At 68.8% G+C, this 18,135-nt stretch carries 16 protein-coding genes; 2 read left to right on the top strand and 14 right to left on the bottom strand.

The features are described from left to right. Window positions 1–179: 179 nt before the first annotated feature. Window positions 180–1,166 carry a Bug family tripartite tricarboxylate transporter substrate binding protein gene (locus OZ671_RS05310; protein WP_268859762.1) on the top strand — a complete coding sequence of 329 codons (987 nt, stop codon included), beginning with the start codon at window positions 180–182 and terminating at the stop codon, window positions 1,164–1,166. Window positions 1,167–1,187: 21 nt separating this feature from the next. Here the strand turns inward: OZ671_RS05310 and OZ671_RS05305 are convergent, their stop codons facing one another. The 4 genes from OZ671_RS05305 to OZ671_RS05290 all read right to left on the bottom strand — a co-directional run bounded on the left by OZ671_RS05305 (window position 1,188) and on the right by OZ671_RS05290 (window position 5,887). Next, the gene (locus tag OZ671_RS05305; RefSeq protein WP_268859761.1) at window positions 1,188–2,609 is read right to left on the bottom strand and encodes an amidohydrolase; all 1,422 of its coding nucleotides are present in this window, start codon (window positions 2,607–2,609) and stop codon (window positions 1,188–1,190) included. A gap of 87 nt (window positions 2,610–2,696) precedes the next feature. Beyond that, the gene (locus tag OZ671_RS05300) at window positions 2,697–4,337 is read right to left on the bottom strand and encodes a sulfatase-like hydrolase/transferase (RefSeq protein ID WP_268859760.1); all 1,641 of its coding nucleotides are present in this window, start codon (window positions 4,335–4,337) and stop codon (window positions 2,697–2,699) included. A 4-nt stretch (window positions 4,338–4,341) separates the two neighbouring features. Then, on the bottom strand, window positions 4,342–5,337 hold the full coding sequence (locus tag OZ671_RS05295; RefSeq protein ID WP_268859759.1) for a tripartite tricarboxylate transporter substrate-binding protein: 996 nt from the start codon (window positions 5,335–5,337) through the stop codon (window positions 4,342–4,344). A 106-nt stretch (window positions 5,338–5,443) separates the two neighbouring features. Beyond that, window positions 5,444–5,887: a DMT family transporter gene (locus tag OZ671_RS05290; protein WP_268859758.1), complete on the bottom strand. Its 444-nt coding sequence runs from the start codon at window positions 5,885–5,887 to the stop codon at window positions 5,444–5,446. A 112-nt stretch (window positions 5,888–5,999) separates the two neighbouring features. On the opposite strand from OZ671_RS05290, the gene OZ671_RS05285 reads away from it, so the two are divergent. Beyond that, window positions 6,000–6,908, top strand: coding sequence for a LysR family transcriptional regulator (locus OZ671_RS05285; protein ID WP_268859757.1), 909 nt, complete (start codon window positions 6,000–6,002; stop codon window positions 6,906–6,908). 34 nt (window positions 6,909–6,942) lie between these two features. On the opposite strand, the gene OZ671_RS05280 is transcribed toward OZ671_RS05285, so the two are convergent. The 10 genes from OZ671_RS05280 to OZ671_RS05235 form a co-directional block, all read right to left on the bottom strand. Then, window positions 6,943–8,589: a thiamine pyrophosphate-dependent enzyme gene (locus OZ671_RS05280; RefSeq protein WP_268859756.1), complete on the bottom strand. Its 1,647-nt coding sequence runs from the start codon at window positions 8,587–8,589 to the stop codon at window positions 6,943–6,945. A gap of 53 nt (window positions 8,590–8,642) precedes the next feature. Next, window positions 8,643–9,080 carry a homoprotocatechuate degradation operon regulator HpaR gene (hpaR, locus tag OZ671_RS05275; protein ID WP_103169047.1) on the bottom strand — a complete coding sequence of 146 codons (438 nt, stop codon included), beginning with the start codon at window positions 9,078–9,080 and terminating at the stop codon, window positions 8,643–8,645. A 76-nt stretch (window positions 9,081–9,156) separates the two neighbouring features. Next, a complete protein-coding gene (gene hpaH, locus OZ671_RS05270) occupies window positions 9,157–9,981 on the bottom strand; it encodes a 2-oxo-hept-4-ene-1,7-dioate hydratase (protein ID WP_268859755.1) in 825 nt (274 codons plus the stop codon). 2 nt (window positions 9,982–9,983) lie between these two features. Then, a complete protein-coding gene (locus tag OZ671_RS05265; RefSeq protein WP_268859754.1) occupies window positions 9,984–10,853 on the bottom strand; it encodes a fumarylacetoacetate hydrolase family protein in 870 nt (289 codons plus the stop codon). 10 nt (window positions 10,854–10,863) lie between these two features. Continuing rightward, window positions 10,864–11,847, bottom strand: coding sequence for a 3,4-dihydroxyphenylacetate 2,3-dioxygenase (hpaD, locus tag OZ671_RS05260; protein WP_268859753.1), 984 nt, complete (start codon window positions 11,845–11,847; stop codon window positions 10,864–10,866). Between the two features lie 45 nt (window positions 11,848–11,892). Further along, window positions 11,893–13,434: a 5-carboxymethyl-2-hydroxymuconate semialdehyde dehydrogenase gene (gene hpaE, locus OZ671_RS05255; RefSeq protein WP_268859752.1), complete on the bottom strand. Its 1,542-nt coding sequence runs from the start codon at window positions 13,432–13,434 to the stop codon at window positions 11,893–11,895. A 33-nt stretch (window positions 13,435–13,467) separates the two neighbouring features. After that, window positions 13,468–13,857: a 5-carboxymethyl-2-hydroxymuconate Delta-isomerase gene (locus OZ671_RS05250; protein WP_268859751.1), complete on the bottom strand. Its 390-nt coding sequence runs from the start codon at window positions 13,855–13,857 to the stop codon at window positions 13,468–13,470. A 125-nt stretch (window positions 13,858–13,982) separates the two neighbouring features. Further along, a complete protein-coding gene (hemF, locus tag OZ671_RS05245; protein WP_268859750.1) occupies window positions 13,983–14,912 on the bottom strand; it encodes an oxygen-dependent coproporphyrinogen oxidase in 930 nt (309 codons plus the stop codon). Window positions 14,913–14,982: 70 nt separating this feature from the next. Beyond that, the gene (locus tag OZ671_RS05240; RefSeq protein WP_268859749.1) at window positions 14,983–15,987 is read right to left on the bottom strand and encodes a DUF1775 domain-containing protein; all 1,005 of its coding nucleotides are present in this window, start codon (window positions 15,985–15,987) and stop codon (window positions 14,983–14,985) included. A gap of 43 nt (window positions 15,988–16,030) precedes the next feature. Beyond that, a complete protein-coding gene (locus tag OZ671_RS05235; RefSeq protein WP_268859748.1) occupies window positions 16,031–18,115 on the bottom strand; it encodes a TonB-dependent receptor family protein in 2,085 nt (694 codons plus the stop codon). Between the last annotated feature and the right edge of the window lie 20 nt (window positions 18,116–18,135).

Here is an 18,135-nt window from a genome sequence, read left to right as displayed (position 1 = left end):
GGCGGGGAGAACGGCCGCTGCGGCCGGCCAGGAATGTGCGGCCGGCCGAGCCGGCGATTGCCGTGCGATTTCGACGCGTTGACCCCTGTCGGGCCGTGTGGGACCGTCGCCTGGGCCGAGCACGGGCGGATCGCGCGGCGGCCCCAAGCGATGCCGAAAATGCACCTATGGGGAAACGCATGCCGAGCCCATTCTCGCGCCGCCAGGCGATCTATGCCGGGGCCCTGTCGACGGTCGCCGCTCCGTTCGTGAACGCCTGGGCGCAGGCCTGGCCGAGCACGACGATCAAGATCATTTGCGGGACCGCCGCCGGCGGCCTGACCGATCTCTTCTCCCGCGCCTATGGCGACTATATCTCGCGCGCCGTCGGCCAGCCCGTGGTCGTCGAGAACCGTGTCGGCGCCACCGGCGCCATCGCTGCCCAGACGGTCAAGGCGGCGCCGCCCGACGGCCATACATTGATCCTCTCGGTCGCGACCACCTTTCTCGGCAACCGCCTGCTCGTGCGCGACCTGCAATACGATCCGGACAAGGACTTCACGCTGATCTCGCTGATGCCGAGCGGACACCTGCCGCTCGTCGTGCACCGATCGACCGGCGCCACCGATCTGAAGCAATTCCTCGACTATGCCGGCCGGAACGAGGTGAGCCTCGGCACCTATGGCCTGGCGACCCATCCGCACATTGCCGCCCACGAGTTCAACAAGGCCCTGCAGCGCCCGATCGTGCCGGTGCACTATCGCGGCGAGGCGCCGATGTGGCGCGATCTTTCCGCCGGCGTGGTCCAGGCTGCCAGCGGCAGCTATCTCGCTGCCGTCAGCACGCTCGACAGCCGCGCCGGGCGGGCGATCGCCGTGCCGACCGCACAGCGCATGCGCAAGCTGCCCGACGTTCCGACCTACGCCGAACAGGGCCTCGCCTCCCCCGCCTTCCAGGTGAAGGGCTGGGTCGGCCTGTTCGGTCCGGCCGGCCTGCCCGAACCGATCACGCAAAAACTGTCCGAGCTGATGGTCGCAGCCGGAAAGAGCGAAGCCATCCAGAAGATGCTCGACACCTTCGCGATCGACGAGGCCGCCCTGACGCGCGCGGAATCGAAAAAGCTCTACGACGAGGAAGGCCCGATCTGGATCGACCTCGTACGCCAGTTGGGCATCAGCCCGACCTGACCGGCGGCGCGGCCACCGGCGTCAGGCATCCAGCTTCATCTGGTCCGCCACGAGATGCAGCGTCGCCCGCAGTCCGACGATCAGCCCGCGCTCGTCGACGCGGAAGCGTGGCGAATGATTGGGGGCGGCCTGCCCCGGCGGCACGTCCGGCGCGCTGACGCCAACGAAATAGAAGAAGCCGGACGCGACCTGGGCGAAGAAGGGGAAGTCCTCGCTGGCGCTGACCCGCGGGATCTCGACGGCCTTGCCGCCGGTGACGCGGCCAAGCGTCGGTGCCGAGAGGCGCGTCAGCTCGGCATTGTTGATGAGCGGCGGATAGCCGTTGGCGCTCCACGTGACCTCGGCCTTGCCGCGCATGCCGGCGGCGGTGCTCTCGGCAATCTCGCTCACCCGGCGCTTGATGGCTTCGCGCTGCTCGGGGTTGTACGTGCGCAGCGTACCCATCATTTCCGCGCTGTCCGGCACGATGTTCTGCCGCACGCCGCCCTTGAAGACGCCGACGGTGAGCACGGCCGGATCGGTGAAGATATTGGTCTCGCGGCTGACAATGGTCTGGAGGGTCGAGACGATGGTCGCTCCGATGACGATCGGATCGACGCCCGCCCAGGGAACGGCGCCATGGGTCTGCCGGCCCGTGACGCGCACGCGGAACGTATCGGAGCCGGCCATGAGGGGGCCTGAACGATAGCCGACCACGCCGACCGGCATCGCGCTGGTGACGTGCAGGCCGAAGACCATATCGGGCTTCGGGTCGGCCATGGCGCCGTCGGCCACCATGGCGCTGGCCCCGCCGGGCGCGCCGTTGGGCGCGCCTTCCTCGGCCGGTTGGAACAAGAGCTTGATGGTGCCGCGCAGGTCCGCCTTCATGCCGGCCAGCACTTCGGCGGCCGCCATCAGGATGGCGACATGGCAGTCATGGCCGCAGGCATGCATGACGCCGACCTCTTCTCCGCCCCACGGCGCCTTCACCTTCGAGGCGAAGGGAAGATCGACCTCCTCGGCAACCGGCAGGGCATCCATGTCCGCGCGCAACGCGATGACCGGCCCCTCCCCGCCGCCGCGCAGCACCGCGACGACACCGGTCTTGCCGACACCCTCGCGCACCTCGTAGCCGAGCGCCTTCAGATGTCGCGCGACGAGGCCGCTCGTGCGCACCTCGGCAAAGCCGAGTTCCGGATTGGCATGGATGTCCCGCCGCCAGGCGATCATCTTCTCCTCGATCGCGGCGGCCGCCTTGTCGAGCCGGGCGTGAACCGGTCGCGCCGGGGAAGCCGCCGGGGCCGCTCCCTGAGCGAGGGCAAGGCCGGGACGGCCCGCGGCGAAGGCCACGCAACAGGCACAGGCGCCGGCCAGCAGGCCTCGCTTGCTGGCGTCGATGCCGGGCTCGACAGCCTCCGCGACGAAACGGCGGGATGGGCGAAATTGCTGCCAGAACCCGGCCATGGCTGCCTCCTTGCGCGGAACCCGTTCCAAGGCTGGCCCAGCGGCAGCTTCCGCGCATCGGGATTTTCCGGTAAGCGCGGGGCGAATTTAGAGGCCGTACTGCCTTCTCGCCCGCTCGACCTCGGCCTCGTCCCAATAGCCGATGAGAATGCCCGACTTGAGCTGCGTCGCCGGCCCATAGGCCGCGATGCGGGCATCCGGCATGGTGATGCGGTTGTGGTCGGTCAGCGCCCAGCCGAGCAGCAGGTCCTTGAGCCTCGCGCGCTCGGCCTCGTAGCCCGGATCGCCGCCGAGGTCGCGGAACTCGTGCGGGTCGGCGTCGAGGTCGTAGAGCATCGGCCGGAAGCCGGGCGCGTGGATATATTTGAAGCGGCCGTCGAACAGCATGAAGAGCCGGCAGTCCGAGACGTCGCGCTTGAGGGTCGTGCGCACGTCCTGCATCGAATAGTCGTATTCGGAGACGACGAAGGAGCGCCAGTTGTCGACCCGCTGCCCCTGCAGATGCGGCGTCAGCGAGCGGCCCTCGACGATGTGGCGCGGCACGGTGCCGCCGAAATAGTCGATGAAGGTGGCGGCAAGGTCGATCGCCTCGACCAGCACGTCCGACACCGTGCCTCTCGCGGCATCGGCCTCCGGCGCGGGATCGGCGATGATCAGCGGCACCTTGACGCTCATCTCGTGGAACAGGTCCTTCTCGCCGAGCCAGTGGTCGCCGAGATAGTCGCCGTGGTCGGAGGTGAAGACGATCATGGTGGAGCCGCTCAGCCCCTCCTCGTCGAGGAAGCGGAACAAGAGGCCGAGCTGGTCGTCGATCTGCTTGATCAGGCCCATATAGGCCGGGATCACCCGGCGCCGAACCTCCTCGCGGGCGAAGTTGCGCGAGACGCGCAGGTCCATGAAGGCGCCGTAGACCGGATGCGGATCCTGCCTTTCGCGCTCCGAGCGGATCGCCGGCTGGACGTCGTCGGGACCGAACATGTCGTGATAGGGCGCCGGCGCGATATAGGGCCAGTGCGGCTTGATATAGGACAGATGCAGGCACCAGGGGCGGCCATCGGCGCGCGCCTCACGGATGAAATCCATCGCCCGGCGCGTCATATAGGGCGTCTCGGACTGCTCGTCCGAAACGCGCGCCGGCTTGTCGCCATGGGCGAGCAGCCAGCCGTTCTGGCGTGTGCCGTCGGCCGCCTCGCCCGAATTGGCGAAATCCTCCCACGGATTCGGCCCGGCATAGCCCTCCGCGGCGAGGTAGCCATCGTAGCGCGGCCGGTCCGCGCCCGGGCGCGTCGGATGCAGGCCGTCGTCGCGCTCGTAGGGCTCGAAGCCGCACTGGGCGGCCTCGACGCCGATGATCGAATTCGGATCGATGCCGAGGCGCGCCATGCCCTCGTCGTCCGCCTTCATATGGGTCTTGCCGACGAGGACGTTGCGAACGCCGAGCCGCTTCAGGTGCTCGCCGAGCGTCGGCTCGCCGACCCGCAGCGGGAAATTGTTCCAGTTGGAACCGTGCGAGCGCATGTAGCGGCCGGTATAGAAGCTCATGCGCGAGGGGCCGCAAACCGGCGACTGGACATAGGCGCGCGAAAAGCGGACGCCGCGGCGCGCCAGCGCGTCGATATTCGGCGTTTCGAGGCGGGCATGGCCGGCGCAGCCCAGATAGTCGAACCTGAGCTGATCGCACATGATGAAGAGCACGTTCTTGGTCGTCTGCGGGTCTGTATCGGCCATGGCTTCAGCGCGGTTTCATCAGGTCGGTCATGATCGGCCCCCAGGCGCGCATCTCCTCGACGATCTGCTGGCGCATGGCGTCGGACGAGGACGGCGTCACCAGGAAGCCGAGCTGGATCAGGCGCTCGCGCACGGCGGGCCTGGCGAGCGCCGCGGCGACGATGGCCTGGTAGCGTTCGACGATGGCCGACGGCGTGCCGGCGGGCAGGAACAGGCCGTTCCAGCCGTTGGAATCGAGGCCGGCCACGCCGCTCTCGGTGAAGGTCGGCACCTGGCTCAGCGCGGGATGGCGGATCGTGCCCGAGGTTGCGACGATGACGATGCGTCTGGCCTGATGCAGCTCGGAGAAATCGGCGGCCGCGCCGAACCCCATGGCGAGCTGCCCGCCCATCAGGTCCTGGGCGATCGGCGCGCCGCCGCGATAGGGTACCACCGTCAGCGGCAGGCCGGTGGAGGCCGCGAGCCGCGCGGCGAAAAGATGCGGCAGGCTGCCGGCGGCCGGGACGCCGATGCTGCCGCGCGCGGGATTGGCGCGCGTCCAGTCCATCAGGTCGGCGAGCCGCGTCGCGCCGGTCATGGCGCCCGTCGCCAGCGCGATCGGGAATTCCGTCGTCTTGGCAAGCGCCACGAAATCCTTGACCGGGTCGTATTTCAGGCCGGGAAAGGAAAAGGGGGCGAGCGACATGGTGACGATATTGGCGATCAGGATCGTCGTGCCGTCCGGCGCGGCGGCCTTGACCACGTCGCCGGCAATGGTGCCGGCCGCTCCCGTGCGGTTCTCCACCACCACGCCGACGCCAAGCGCCTCCTGCAGCGCCTCGGCGAGGATGCGGGCGAGAACGTCCTGCGAACCGCCGGCGGCAAAGCCGGAAATGATCCGCACCGGCCCCTGGGCCGCGGCCGGCAGCCCCGGCAGCAGCGCCGCGGCCGCGAGCAGGCCCCGGCGGGACAGCGTTGGGCGTGGCGGATAGGGACGCAGCCGCGACAGAGGGATCGTCATGGCGCTTCAGCCTCCCGTCGCCGCCCTTTCCCGATCAGCCGAGCCTCATCCACTTCTCGGGATCATGCAAGGCTTGCCGGCGACAGGATCCGCGCTTCGCCGGCCATCACCGCCGGACGAGGATGACGCCGCCGACCAGCAAGGCGACACCGAGCAGGCGGGTCAGGTCGAGCGGGTGCCGGGGAAGGCCCATCCATCCGAAATGATCGATGGTCACCGATGCGACCATCTGGCCGGCGACGAGCAGCGCGATGAAGGTCGCCGCCCCCAGCGCCGGCACGAGCAGGATGGCGAGGCCGATGAAGATGGCGCCGAACACGCCACCGCTCCATTGCCACCACGATATGCGCAGCGCGACGCCCGCCGCCGGCACCGGCTCGCGCAGGACGAGCGCAAGCAGCGCCATGCAGACGACGCCGACGAAATAGCTGGTGAAGCCCGACCAGACGGCCGAGTTGAGCGCCGTGCGCAAATTCGCGTTCAGCACCTGCTGGACGACGATGCTGGCGCCGGCGAGGACGGCAAGGACGACGGGGAGCAAGAGCTGCATGGGCTTCGACCGTTCCAGGCGTGGTTGCTGTTGCCGGGTTCCGGACCATTGACAAGCATGCCGGCCACATGCAGTCAAATGCTGGCATTCGCCATTTCCATGCAAAATCGGCATGTTGAGCCCAGCACATCTCGATCTGTTCCGTGCCGTGGTCCGTCACGGCGGCATGACCAGGGCCGCCTCGGCGCTCGGCCTCGGCCAGCCGCATGTCAGCCGGGCCATCGCCCGGCTCGAAACCGATCTCGGCTTCGCGCTGTTCGTGCGCGGCCGCGGCAACGCCTTCCTGACCCGGGAGGGGGAGGCTTTTGCGGTCGAGGTGCAGCGGACCTATGCGGGGCTCGATCACCTGCGCCAGGCGGCGCGCGAGATCCGGGAACTGGGCAGCGGGCCGTTGCGCATCGCCTGCCAGCCGTCGCTGGCGGCGGGCCTGCTGCCGCGTGCCCTGCACCGGCTGATGGCCGCTTCGCCCGGCGCGCGCGTCGCGGTTCACGTGCCGACCCCGGACCTGATCTGGTCCTGGGTCGCCTCGGGCCAGTGCGACATCGGCCTGGCGCGGCCGCGCGCCGGCCATGCCGGCATCGTCCGCGCGGCGTTCCTCGCCGTGCCTGCGGTCTGCGCCCTGCCGCGCCGCCATCCGCTGTCGTCCAGGCCGGAGATCACCGTTCGCGACCTCGCCGGCGAGACCATGATCGCCGGCGCGCCCGGCGACTTTCAGCAGGCGGTGGAAGAAGCCTTCGCGCGGGAAGGCATCGCTCCACACTTTCCCCTGATGGCGCAGTACACGGCAGCGCGGTGCGGCCTGGTGGCGGAAGGGCTGGGTATCGCGATCGTCGATCCGGTCCCGGCCCGCGATCTGCGCCATCCCGCCATCGTGCTGCGGCCGTTCCGTCCGCGGATTGCCATCGAAACGGTGCTGATCCGGCCGGCCACGCCGCCCGGCGCGGCAGCCGAGAGGCTGATCGCCCTCCTCGAACGCGAGCGCGACGCGCTCGCCGCCGAAATCGCCGGCGCGGCGGCCTGATCCCCCCCGGGCGCGCCCGCCGCCGGGCGCTTCGTCAGCCCGGCCCGGCCGGGTGGATGAACGGCCAGGGCGAGGCCTCGCTGCCACGCGGCACCACCACCTCGATCAGGCTCGGCCGGCCCGCCGCGATCGCCGCCTTCAGCACCGGTTCGAGCGCGGCGGGGGAGTGGACGCGCTGGCCGTCGATGCGGAACGCCCGCGCCAGATCCATGAAGTCGGGATTGACGAGATCGGCACCGATCAGGCGGTTGCCGAAACGCTCCTCCTGGTCCCTGCGGACATTGCCATAGGCCTCGTTGTTGAACAGGACCGTGACGAGGCCGATGCCGTATTGCGCCGCCGTCGCCAATTCCTGCACGCCGAACATGAAGCCGCCATCGCCTGATATCGAGACGACAGGCTTGTCGGGATGGGCGACCTTGACGCCGAGCGCGGTCTGGAAGCCGAAGCCGAGCGTGCCCTGGAAACCGGTCGAGACATAGGTGCGCGGGCGCCGCACAGGATAGCCGAAATAGCTGGTGAAGCCGGCCTGGCACAGCTCCTCGACCAGGAAGCCGTCGTCCGGCAGGGCGGCGCGGACGACCTTAAGGTAGTCCATCTGCGGCTGGACCGCCGCGGTCTCGGCCGCCGCCTCGGCCCTGGCGCGCGCGATGCGCGCCGCATTGGCGGCGGGGCGATGCCCTTCGAGCGCCGCGAGGAGGGCACGCGCGGCATCCGCGGCGTCAGCGACGATGCCGGCATGAACCTTGAGGCGCGTCATCTCCTGGGGGTCGATGTCGATGCGGACGATATGCGGCGGCGCCTCGGGCCGATCGACCATGCGCATCATGCCGGCCCAGCGCATGGTCGGCATTTCCAGGCGCGTGCCGATGCCGATCACGAGGTCGCATTCGCCGTAGAGCTTGAACGCGGCATAGGAGGAGATGCCGTGATCGCCGGCCTCGTCGACCACGCCGCGGCCGCCGCGGAAGGCCGCGACCGGCGCGCCGATCGCGCGGGCGAGCTGCCCGATCTCCGCGCTCGCATGCTGCGCGCCGCTGCCGGTCATGATGATCGGGAACCGGGCGGCACGGATCAGCGCCGCAGCCGCCGCGATCTCGGCCGACGCCGGCGGCGGATTGGCGTCGAGCGCCGCCGCCTGCGCCGGCGGCACCTCTTCCGAGCCCGCCATGACATCCCAGGCCATTTCCAGCGCGACCGGTCCCGGCCGGCCCGACTGGGCCTGGCGGAAGGCCTCGGCGACGAGCGCTGGCGCATCGGCCGGCCGCTCGATGCGCTCGGCCCATTTGACCACCGATTTCAGCGTGCCGAGCTGGTCGGCGATCTCATGCAGATGACCGCGCCGCCTGCCGATGAAGGCGGACGGGATCTGGCCGGTCAGGCAGACGACCGGCGTCGAGCAGCCCCAGGCGGTCGCGAGCGCCGCCGTGGTGTTCAGGACGCCCGGCCCGGGCACCACCGAATAGACGCCGGGCCGGCCGGTGGAGCGGGCATAACCGAAGGCCATGTAGCCGCAGGCCTGTTCGTGGCGCGCGCCGACCGTGCGGATCGTTTCGCCGGCGCGGGTCAGGGCGTCGAACAGCGGATACATCTGCGCGCCGGGCAGGCCGAAGACCGTATCGACGCCATTGGCGACCAGGCCGGAGACGATCGCCTCGCCTCCCGTCATGTTGCGCTTCATTCAGAGCTCCCAGAGCTTTGGAGACGGGGCCGCCCCGGCCGGACGGCCCTGCGTCAGGCTTCCTCGCCCACGTCGCCGGCATCGCCCGGGCCGAAGGCGGTCATCTCGCGTTCGAGATCGCGCAGCATGTCCTGCAACTGCGCCAGCCGCTCGGCGCCGAACCGGGCGGTGATCTCGGCATAGATCGCCTCCGACTGCGGCGCGATCTCCTCCATCAGGGCAACCCCGCTCGGCGCGATCGAGATCAGGCTGCGACGCAGATCGCGCGCCGGGGTCCGCCGCGCGATCAGCCCCCGCGCCTCGAGGTCGCGCAGAATGCGCGACAGGCTCGGCGCGAGCAGGAAGGTGGAGCGGACGAGGTCGGCGATCTCAATCTCGCCGACCGAGGACAGGGCGCGCAGCACCCGCCATTGCTGCTCGGTGACGCCGTGGCTGCGGAGCGAAGCCCGGAAATGCCGCATCACCGCCTCGCGGGCGCGCAAGAGCGACATGGGCAGCGACCGCGAGAAATCGCGCAGGCGGACCCGGGTGGCAGCGGCAGGCTGGGCGTGCTCGTTCAAGGCGACCTCATGCGAAGTGGCAGCCGACCGTCCCGAACGGTCCGAAATCGGCCTGGAAAGTGTCGCCCTTGCGAGCCTCGACCGGCCGCACGAACGAGCCCGACAATACGACCTGGCCCGGCTCCAGCCCAAGGCCGTTGTCGTGCAGCTTGCGCACCAGCCAGGCGACGGCATTGGCGGGATGGTTGAGCACGCCGGCGGCGACGCCGGTTTCCTCGACCGCGGCATTTTTGGTCAGGATCGCCGACACCCAGCGCAGATCGGTGTCATCGGGCCGGAACGGCCGGCCGCCGACGACGATGCCGGCATTGGCCGCATTGTCGGCAATGGTGTCGGCGATCTTGCGCGTCGCCTTGGTCTGCGCATCGACCCGCTCGATGCGGGTATCGAGGATCTCCAGCGCCGGCACGACATAGTCGGTGGCATTGATGACGTCGAACAGGCTGCAGCGCGGCCCGGCAAGCCGGGTCTTCATGACGAAGGCGAGCTCGACCTCGATGCGCGTCGCGATGAAGCGGTCGGTCGGCACCTCGCCGCCGTCGGCGAACAGCATGTCGTCGAGCAGATAGCCCGAATCCGGCTCGTCGATCCCGAGCGCCTGCTGCATGGCCCGAGAGGTCAGCCCGATCTTGTGGCCGATCACCGAACGGCCGTCGTTCAGCTTCTTGTCGATCCAGGCCGCCTGGATGGCATAGGCGTCGGCGACGGTGATCGCCGGGTGCGCCTGGGACAGCTGGCGGATCTGGGTGCGGCCACGCTCGGCGGCATCGAGGCTCTTGGCGGCGGCATCGACGTCCTTGGCGGACAGGGTACGGTCTTCAGCGGCAGCCATGGTCACGCCTCGTCGACGACGGTGTTGGAGAGAGTGCCGATCCCCTCGGCGGTGACCTCGATCACATCGCCGGGCTTCAGGTAGCGCGGCGGATCGAAGCGGGCCCCGGCGCCGGTCGGCGTGCCGGTCAGGATCACGTCGCCGGGCACCAGCGTCGTGAAGGTCGAGATATAGGCGATGAGATAGCTGAACGAGAAGATCATCCGGCCGGTGCGGTCGTCCTGGCGCAGCTCGCCGTTGACGCGCGTCGTCAGGCCGATATCGGCGATCTGGGCGGCCTCTGTGAAAGGCACCAGCCAGGGGCCGATGGCGCCCGAGCTGTCGAAATTCTTGCCCTGGGTGACGTTGAACTTGGCATGGCGCACCCAGTCGCGCAGCGTCCCCTCATTGGCGAGGCTGACCGCCGCGATGTGGCCGAGCGCATCGCGCTCCGCGATATGCCGGCCGGCCCTGCCGATGACGATGACCACCTCGCCCTCATAGTCGAGCTTGTCGGAGGCCTTCGGCCGGACCAGCGGCTGGCCATGGCCGGTGAACGAGCGGGCAAAGCGCGGGAACAGGCTCGGATAGGGCGGCGCCTCCTGGCCGTCCTTATATTCGGCGTTCCGGTCGGGATAATTGACGCCGACGCAGATGATCTTTTCGGGGTTCGGCACGGGCGGCAGCAGCGTCACCGCGTCCAGCGCATGGTCGGCGACGTGGCGATGGCCGATATCGACGAGGCGGCCGAGCGCGCCCCCTTCGATGGCATGGCGCAGGTCGCGCCACTCCCCTGCCCGCCGTGTCAGGTCGACGATGCCCTTGGGCGTGACGAGGCCAAAGCGCTGTTCGCCGTTGGTCAGGAAGCTGGCAAGCTGTCCGTGTTCGCTCATGATCGCTCCGTCAGCTCGCGATCACGACATCGGCGACGAAGCTCGCCGGCCGCGTCTCGGTTCCGGCGAAGGCACTGCCTTCCTCGAACCAGGAGCGTGGCGCCGGCGATCCCCACAATGTCTGGCGCCGCGGATCGCGCAGCGACCAGCGCAGCGGCTCATGATCGGGATCCATGGTCTGATAGTCGCTGGTATAGAGTTCCAGGCGATGCCCGTCGGGATCGCGGACATAGAGGAAGAAGGCATTGGAAATGCCGTGCCGGCCGGGCCCCCGCTCCATGTTCGGCAGGTAGCCTGTCGTCGCCATCACGTCGCAGAGATGAATGATGTCGAGCGCGGTCGGCGTCCAGTAGCAGAAGTGATGCAGCCGCGGCCCGGCGCCATTGGTGAAGGCGAGATCGTGGACATTGCCCTTGCGATGCATCCAGCCCGCCGCGATGCGCCCGTTCGGTCCGTCCTCCTCGGCATATTCGGTCAGCCGGAAGCCGAGCGTCGCATAGAAGTCGAGCGAGGACTGGATCTCCGGCGCGAAGACGTTGAAATGGTCGAAGCGCTGGGGGCGGACACCACGATAGTGCTCGTATTTCTGCAGGAGGATGTCGCGCCTTTCCATGGCCGCGACCAGTTCGAGCTGCATGCCCGCCGGATCGGTCACGTGCAAGGTCCGGCCCTGATAGGGCTGGGACACGAAGGTGGTCGGCAGGCCGAGCTTCGAGAAATGCTCGGCCGCCTTGTCGAGATCCGCCTCGGTGCCGACCCGGAAACCCATGCGCCGGCAGCTCGCCTGATGCGCCCTGCGCAGCACGAGGGAATGGTGCTGGCGCTCCTCGACGCCACGCAGATAGACGGCATCGCTGTCGGCATCCTCGACATGGAGCCCGATCGTCGTCTCGTAGAAGGCCCGGCTGCGGGCGAGATCGGTCACGTCGAGCACGACATGGCTCGCCCGCACGATATTGAAGGGCGGGTCGAAAACGTGGGTCGGCACCGGCATGGGAAGTTTCCTCTTGGTCGAAGTCGCCGTTATCGGTCTGCCGTCTCACGCGCCGAGGCGCGGCACCTTGTGGCTGCCCTTGGCCAGGCAGATGTTCTTGGTTTCCATGTAGAAATCGAACGAATAGTCGCCGCCGTCGCGGCCGATGCCGGACGACTTCATGCCACCGAACGGCGTCGGCAGGTGGCGCACATTCTCCGAATTGAGCCAGATCATGCCGGCGTCGAGCTCGTCGGCGACGCGCAGTGCCCGCTCCATGTCGCGCGTCCAGACATAGCCGGTCAGGCCATAGTCGACGGCATTGGCGAGCGTGACCGCCTCCGCTTCGTCCTTGAACGGCATGACCGTCAGATAGGGCCCGAAGATCTCCTCCTGCGCGACGCGCATGGTGTTGGTCGCGCCGGTGACGAGCGTCGGCTCGACATAGAAGCCGCCACCGGGGCCGGCAAAGGGCTTGCCGCCGGCCGCAATCGTCGCGCCGTCGGCCCGGGCAATGTCGAAATAGGAGCAGACCTTGGCATAGTGCCGCTCGTGAATGAGCGGACCGATCTCGGTCGAGGGATCGAGCGGGTGGCCGACCTTCAGCCTTTTCACCCGCTCGGCGACCGCCTTGGAGAATTCCGCGGCAATGCCCTCCTGCACCAGGAGACGGCTCGAGGAGGTGCAGCGCTCGCCGTTCAGCGAGTAGATCATGAAGATGACGGCATCGAGCGCGCGTTCGATATCGGCATCGTCGAAGACGATGACCGGGTTCTTGCCGCCGAGCTCGAAATGCACCCGCTTCAGCGTCTTCGCACCCTGCGCCATGATCGCCGAGCCGGTCGAGCTTTCGCCGACGAAACCGATCGCCTTGATCGCGGGATGCTCGGTCAGCGCCCGGCCGGCATCCTCGCCGAAGCCGTGCACGGTGTTGAGCACGCCGTCGGGGACGCCGGCTTCGAGCAGCAGGCGCGGCAGGAGATCGGCGGTCACCGGCGACCATTCGGCCGGCTTGTGCACGACGGTGCAGCCGGCGGCGAGCGCCGGAGCGATCTTCCAGGTCGACAGCATGAACGGCGTGTTCCACGGCGTGATCACTCCGACCGGGCCGATCGGCACGCGGGTGGTGACGTTCCAGTGGTCCTTGGTCGGCAGGTTCAGGCCATCGCGGGCTTCCGGCGCCCGATCGGCAAAGAAGCGGAAATTCTCGGCCGCGCGCACCGCCGCCTTGGCCATGAAGCGGTGGGCCTGTCCGGTATCGATACATTCGAGCAGCGCGATGTCGTCGGCATGGGCCTCGATGACGTCGGCCACCTTGTGCAGGATCGCGCGGCGCTTGTCGCCGTCGAGATTGCGCCAGGACCGAAAGGCCTTGGCCGCGGCCTCCGCCGCCTTGTCGATGTCGGCAGCCTCGCCGCGCGCCACCTCGGCCAGCACCGAGCGGTCGACCGGCGACACGGTCTCGAAGGTGCGGCCGGACAGGCTGGCCACCCGCTTGCCGGCAATGTGATGGCCGATGCCCTCCCCCTTGAGGCGCGCGAGCAGCGTCTCGGCGCGCGCCTGATGAGCGGCAAACGCGGCTTTCGCGTCGGCGACTGGAGCTGCCATGGCTCGGATCCTCGTGCTGATGGGGCGGTCGGTTCAGGCGCGCTGCTTCAGCGCCTCGTGAATGGAATTGCGCTTCCAGTTGAGCTCGGGATGGACCTCCCTGATCTCGAAGGAGAGCGCCACCGTGGTTTTGGCAAAGGCCGGGTCGAGCGCCTTCGACAGCGCCGCAAAGACGTGGGCGCCAGCCCGCCGGCAGGTCTCGAGATCCCGGCCGGCCCCCATCTTCAGCGTCGCATCGACGAAGGCATGGGCCGGGTCGCCGTCGGCGATCGCCGCATGGTCCACGCAATGGGCCCTGACACGGATGCCGCCGAGCGGGAACACGCCGGTCTCGACCGCCGCCGCCCGCACCGCCTCGACGAGCGCGTCGAAATCGACCACAGTCTCGAGATTGGCCGAATATTCGATCACGACATGCGGCATGGCCCGGCTCCGTTGGCTGACCTCGCTGCAGTGATTAACATGTTAAATTGTTGCTCGCAAGAGCTGGGCCGAGGCCGACCGTCGGCCCGCTGGCCGGCCCCGTGACGGCGGGGCCGGTCATCCGGTCATGGCCAGCGAACGAGCGGCGGCATCGAGGAGAGGATGCTCTCGACATTGCCGCCGGTCTTCAGGCCGAAAATGGTGCCGCGGTCGTAGAGCAGGTTGAATTCGACATAGCGGCCGCGCCGCACGAGCTGCTCGTCGCGGTCGGCTTCCGTCCAGGGCGTCGCGACATTGGCCCGGACCAGCTTCGGATAGATGTCGAGGAAGGCGCGGCCGACATCCTGCGTGAAGGCGAAATCGGCGTCGCGGTCGCCGGAATCGAGATAGTCGAAGAAGATGCCGCCGATGCCGCGCGGCTCGTTGCGGTGCTTCAGGAAGAAATAGTCGTCGCACCAGTCCTTGTAGCGCTGATAGTCGGCCACCGGATGGGCGGCGCAGGCGGCAGCCATGGCGCCATGGAAGGCGAGGCTGTCGGGATCGTCCTGGCGGCGCCGGCGATCGAGCACCGGCGTGAGGTCGGCGCCGCCGCCGAACCAGGCGCGCGTGGTCACCACCATGCGCGTGTTCATGTGCACGGCCGGCACATGCGGATTGCGCAGATGGGCGATGAGCGAAATGCCCGACGCCCAGAAGCGCGGATCCTCGGACGCGCCCGGGATCTGGCCGCGGAATTCCGGCGCGAACGCGCCATGGACGGTCGAGACGTGCACGCCGACCTTCTCGAAGACGCGGCCCGCCATCATGGCCATGATGCCGCCGCCGCCCGAAGCGCCCGAGTGATCGGTGCGCTGCCAGGGCTTGCGGACGAACCGGCCGGGCGCCGCGCCGGCTTCATGCAGGCCGGCCGGCGCCTCGTCCTCGATGCGCTCGAAGGCCGCGATCAGATCGTCGCGCAGCGCCTCGAACCAGGCGCGCGCACGGCTCTTGCGGTCTTCGAGATCGGCGGGCAGCGGCGAGGGCGATGCAGCGGGGTGTTGGCGAGCCTGGGTCATGGCCGGGATCTAGCCCGAATTTCTCCCGGTGGCTACGACCCCTCGCCCGCACCGCCTCCCGCGCGCCACCTCAGTGATGGTGATGCTCGCCAGCGGCTCCGCCGCCGGCGCTCGATGCGCCGAGCCCGCCGACGCGGAACTCGACCTCGATCGTGCCGGCCCGCTCGAAGGTCAGCGTTGCCTTGAAGGTTTCGCCTTCCGCGAGCGCCCGGCGCAGGCCGATGAACATCATGTGATAGCCGCCGGGCCGAAGCTCCACCGTCTTGCCCGGCTCGATCGCAAGGCCGTCGGGCAGCTTGCGCATCGTCATCACGCCATTGGCCGTGCTCATCTCGTGCACCTCCAGGCGCTCGGCGATGCTGGTGCTGCCGCCGATCAGCCGGTCCGGCGTCGAGCCGGTATTGGTGAGCCGGAGATAGCCCGCCCCGACGCGCACCGCGCCGGGCGTCGCCCGTGACCACGGCGCCTCGATGCGCAGCCCGGCCTGCTCGAAGACCGGCGCCGCAGCCGCAGCGTGGGCGTGACCACCGGCCGGTCGCTCGCCCGAGGCCGCGAGGATGCGCAGGGCCGGCGCGGGCGCGCGCAGGCCGGCCGCGGACTGACCTGCCGCCGGCGTCTCGACCCAGCGCTCCTCGCCGCTGGCGCAGGTCTGGACGACCGGGAAATAGAGCGTCGCACCGGCCTCGGCCGCGGGATCGATCTGGCTGACGAAGGTGAATTCGTCGAAGAAGTCGTTCGGCAGATTGCCGCCGGACCAGACGATCTCGGCGACGCCCTCGCGCAGCTCGCGGCCGTGCGACTGATAGGGCTTGGCATAGGGCCTGACGGTCGTCGCCACCGTCCAGCCGGGCTTCGGCATCGGCTTGACACCGTAGACCCCCTCGGGGATCTGGACGCGGATGGCGGTCGTCGCCTCGCGGCCGCAGCCGTGCGGCACGGAGAGCGTGCCGCGGTAGGCGGCGCCGGCGGTCGCTTCGCGGCGCTGCAGGGTGACATGGGCCTCGGCGACACCGGCGAGGCCGATGAGGCCGAGCCCGGCCAGAGCGAGGGTCCTGAAAGGCACTGATTTCGTCATGGGGTGATCCTTCCGATCGAAACGCATGTGAAGGGGCGAGGTTCTAGAACTGGTAGCGCAGGCCGCCGTAGATGCTGCGGCCGGTGCCCGGATAGAAGGTTGCGGTGCTGGCGGCATTGTACTGCACGACCGGGCCGAAATCGCTGATGTAGCGCCTGTCGGTCAGGTTGCGCAGGTCGAGGAACAGGTTCGCGCCATTGGGCAGCCGGGCGGTCGCCTGCAGGCCGAGCAGCGCATAGCCGCCAACACGGAACGTGTTGCGGTAGTCGACGAAGGCACCTTCCGGCACGATGTCCAGGGTCGGCGTCACGCTGAAGCCGGCCGGATGGCTGTAGGTCAGCGAGGTGCGCAGAACATGCTGCGGCACGCCGGGGATGACATTGTTGCCGTAGACCGCGTCGTTGACGAACCGGAAGTCCGAATAGTTCCACACCTGGCGGAGCGTCAGGCTGTCGTCATGGCCGGTGAGGTTGCGGGCAAGGTCGATGCTGGCACCGAGCTCGATGCCCTGCAGCCGCGTCTGCGCCGCGTTGAAGGTGGAGGCGGGAATGCCCGGTCCGGTATTGTATTGCAGCATCTGGTTGCGCAGTTCCGAGCGGAACAGCGTGACGTCCCAGGCGAACCGGTCGTAGCGGCCCCGGGTTCCGGCCTCGTAGGTCCAGGCATTCTGCGCCTTCAGCGGCACGAAGGCGCCGGGCCGGCTCGTCTGCTGCGTCAGGTCGGTGAAGTCGGGCACATCGGCGCTGCGGGTGACATTGGCGAAGACCTGGATGTCGCGGAGCGGCTCGTAGATCAGGCCGACACGCGGATTGAAACCGGAATAGGTCACGGCCGCGTCGTAGCGCACCGGCGCCGGCGTATTGAGGTTGGTCATCGCCTCGTAGCGCCGCTCGGCCGTGAAGGCCTTGGCGCCAAAGGTCAGCGCCACCTCGGGCAGCACGAAGAAGCGGTTCTCGAACCAGGCCTCGTAGTTCGACGCGACCTGCCGGCCGTTGACCGTCATCGCGCCGCGCGCGCCGCCGAGATTGAGGAACTGCTGCACCGCATTGTTGCCCGCGAAGATGCGCGCGCCGACGATCAAGTCGTTGCGGAAGCCGCCGAGATTGAACGAGCCGGTGAAGCGCGGCGAGAAGCCGTAGGTCCAGCCGTCCTGGTCCAGCACCTGGAAGATCGGGTGATGCAGTTGCTTGTGGATGGCCCAGCTGGTGAGGTCGAGCTGGCCGACGTCGAGCCTGATCGTGGTGACGTTGGCAAGGCGCTGGACATAGGTGTTGCGCGCCTGGTCGCCGCTCACCGCGCCGGCATTGGCGAGGCGCGGATTGTTCATCGCCTGGCCATAGGTGACCGAGCCCGGCAGCTTCACGTCGGTATAGTAGGCGCCGAAATAGAAGCGCGTCTCCAGCCGGTCGGAGAAGCGGTAGCCGACATTGCCGTTGATCTGGCCGAGATCCTGCCGCTCGTGCTGGCGCCAGCCGTCCGAATGGGTATAGGTGCCGCTGATGGCGAAGTCCCAGGGGCCGAGCACGCGCGACACCGCGCCCTGCGCGCGCACCGTGCCGAAGCTGCCGCCGTCGATCCGGACCATGTTCGGAGCGGTCGCGGTATGCGCCGTCGGCGTCACCGCATTGATCGCGCCGCCGAGTGTCGAGCCGCCGAACGGCAGAGCGTTGCCGCCACGGAAGACCTCGATCGCCCTGAGACTGAGCGGATCGATCTGGTAGAAGTCGCCCGAGCCGTCGGCGAGATTGGTCGGCACGCCGTCCTGCAGGATCTCGATGCCGCGCGTGTGGAACGAGCGCGCGATGCCGGAGCCGCGGATGGAGAGGCGGATCTCCTGGCTGTAGCGGTTCTGGACGAAGACGCCGGGCGTTTCGGCGAGCGTGTCCCTCAGGGTCGCGGCATAGGTGTTCTGATAGGTCTCGGCATCGACGAAGCTGACGGAGCCGGGCGTCTGGTCGAGCTGCCGGCGCTGGTCGGCAATGCCGGGCGCGGTCAGCGAGCCGGCCGCTCGGGCCGCTTCGACATTGATCACAGGCAGTTCGATATTGGCGCCCGCGCTCTGGGCGAAGACTTCGGACGAATGGAGAAGGGCCACGGCCGCGATGGCCGCCCTCGAGGTGCTGGACATGGGATTTCAGCTGTTCGACG

Origin of the sequence: Phreatobacter sp. AB_2022a (assembly GCF_026847585.1) — a bacterium.
GTDB lineage: Bacteria > Pseudomonadota > Alphaproteobacteria > Rhizobiales > Phreatobacteraceae > Phreatobacter.
Note: the sequence above shows the minus strand (reverse complement) of the source record. Positions and strands in the feature narration are given on the sequence as shown.

Coding starts and splice junctions, on each gene's coding strand:
- hemF (WP_268859750.1), bottom strand. CDS start 14,912: ATGACCCAGGCTCGCCAACACCCCGCTGCATCGCCCTCGCCGCTGCCC.
- OZ671_RS05285 (WP_268859757.1), top strand. CDS start 6,000: ATGTTGAGCCCAGCACATCTCGATCTGTTCCGTGCCGTGGTCCGTCAC.
- hpaH (WP_268859755.1), bottom strand. CDS start 9,981: ATGGCTGCCGCTGAAGACCGTACCCTGTCCGCCAAGGACGTCGATGCC.
- OZ671_RS05280 (WP_268859756.1), bottom strand. CDS start 8,589: ATGAAGCGCAACATGACGGGAGGCGAGGCGATCGTCTCCGGCCTGGTC.
- OZ671_RS05305 (WP_268859761.1), bottom strand. CDS start 2,609: ATGGCCGGGTTCTGGCAGCAATTTCGCCCATCCCGCCGTTTCGTCGCG.
- OZ671_RS05300 (WP_268859760.1), bottom strand. CDS start 4,337: ATGGCCGATACAGACCCGCAGACGACCAAGAACGTGCTCTTCATCATG.
- OZ671_RS05235 (WP_268859748.1), bottom strand. CDS start 18,115: ATGTCCAGCACCTCGAGGGCGGCCATCGCGGCCGTGGCCCTTCTCCAT.
- OZ671_RS05250 (WP_268859751.1), bottom strand. CDS start 13,857: ATGCCGCATGTCGTGATCGAATATTCGGCCAATCTCGAGACTGTGGTC.
- OZ671_RS05295 (WP_268859759.1), bottom strand. CDS start 5,337: ATGACGATCCCTCTGTCGCGGCTGCGTCCCTATCCGCCACGCCCAACG.
- hpaD (WP_268859753.1), bottom strand. CDS start 11,847: ATGCCGGTGCCGACCCACGTTTTCGACCCGCCCTTCAATATCGTGCGG.
- OZ671_RS05310 (WP_268859762.1), top strand. CDS start 180: ATGCCGAGCCCATTCTCGCGCCGCCAGGCGATCTATGCCGGGGCCCTG.
- hpaR (WP_103169047.1), bottom strand. CDS start 9,080: ATGTCGCTCTTGCGCGCCCGCGAGGCGGTGATGCGGCATTTCCGGGCT.
- OZ671_RS05265 (WP_268859754.1), bottom strand. CDS start 10,853: ATGAGCGAACACGGACAGCTTGCCAGCTTCCTGACCAACGGCGAACAG.
- OZ671_RS05240 (WP_268859749.1), bottom strand. CDS start 15,987: ATGACGAAATCAGTGCCTTTCAGGACCCTCGCTCTGGCCGGGCTCGGC.
- hpaE (WP_268859752.1), bottom strand. CDS start 13,434: ATGGCAGCTCCAGTCGCCGACGCGAAAGCCGCGTTTGCCGCTCATCAG.
- OZ671_RS05290 (WP_268859758.1), bottom strand. CDS start 5,887: ATGCAGCTCTTGCTCCCCGTCGTCCTTGCCGTCCTCGCCGGCGCCAGC.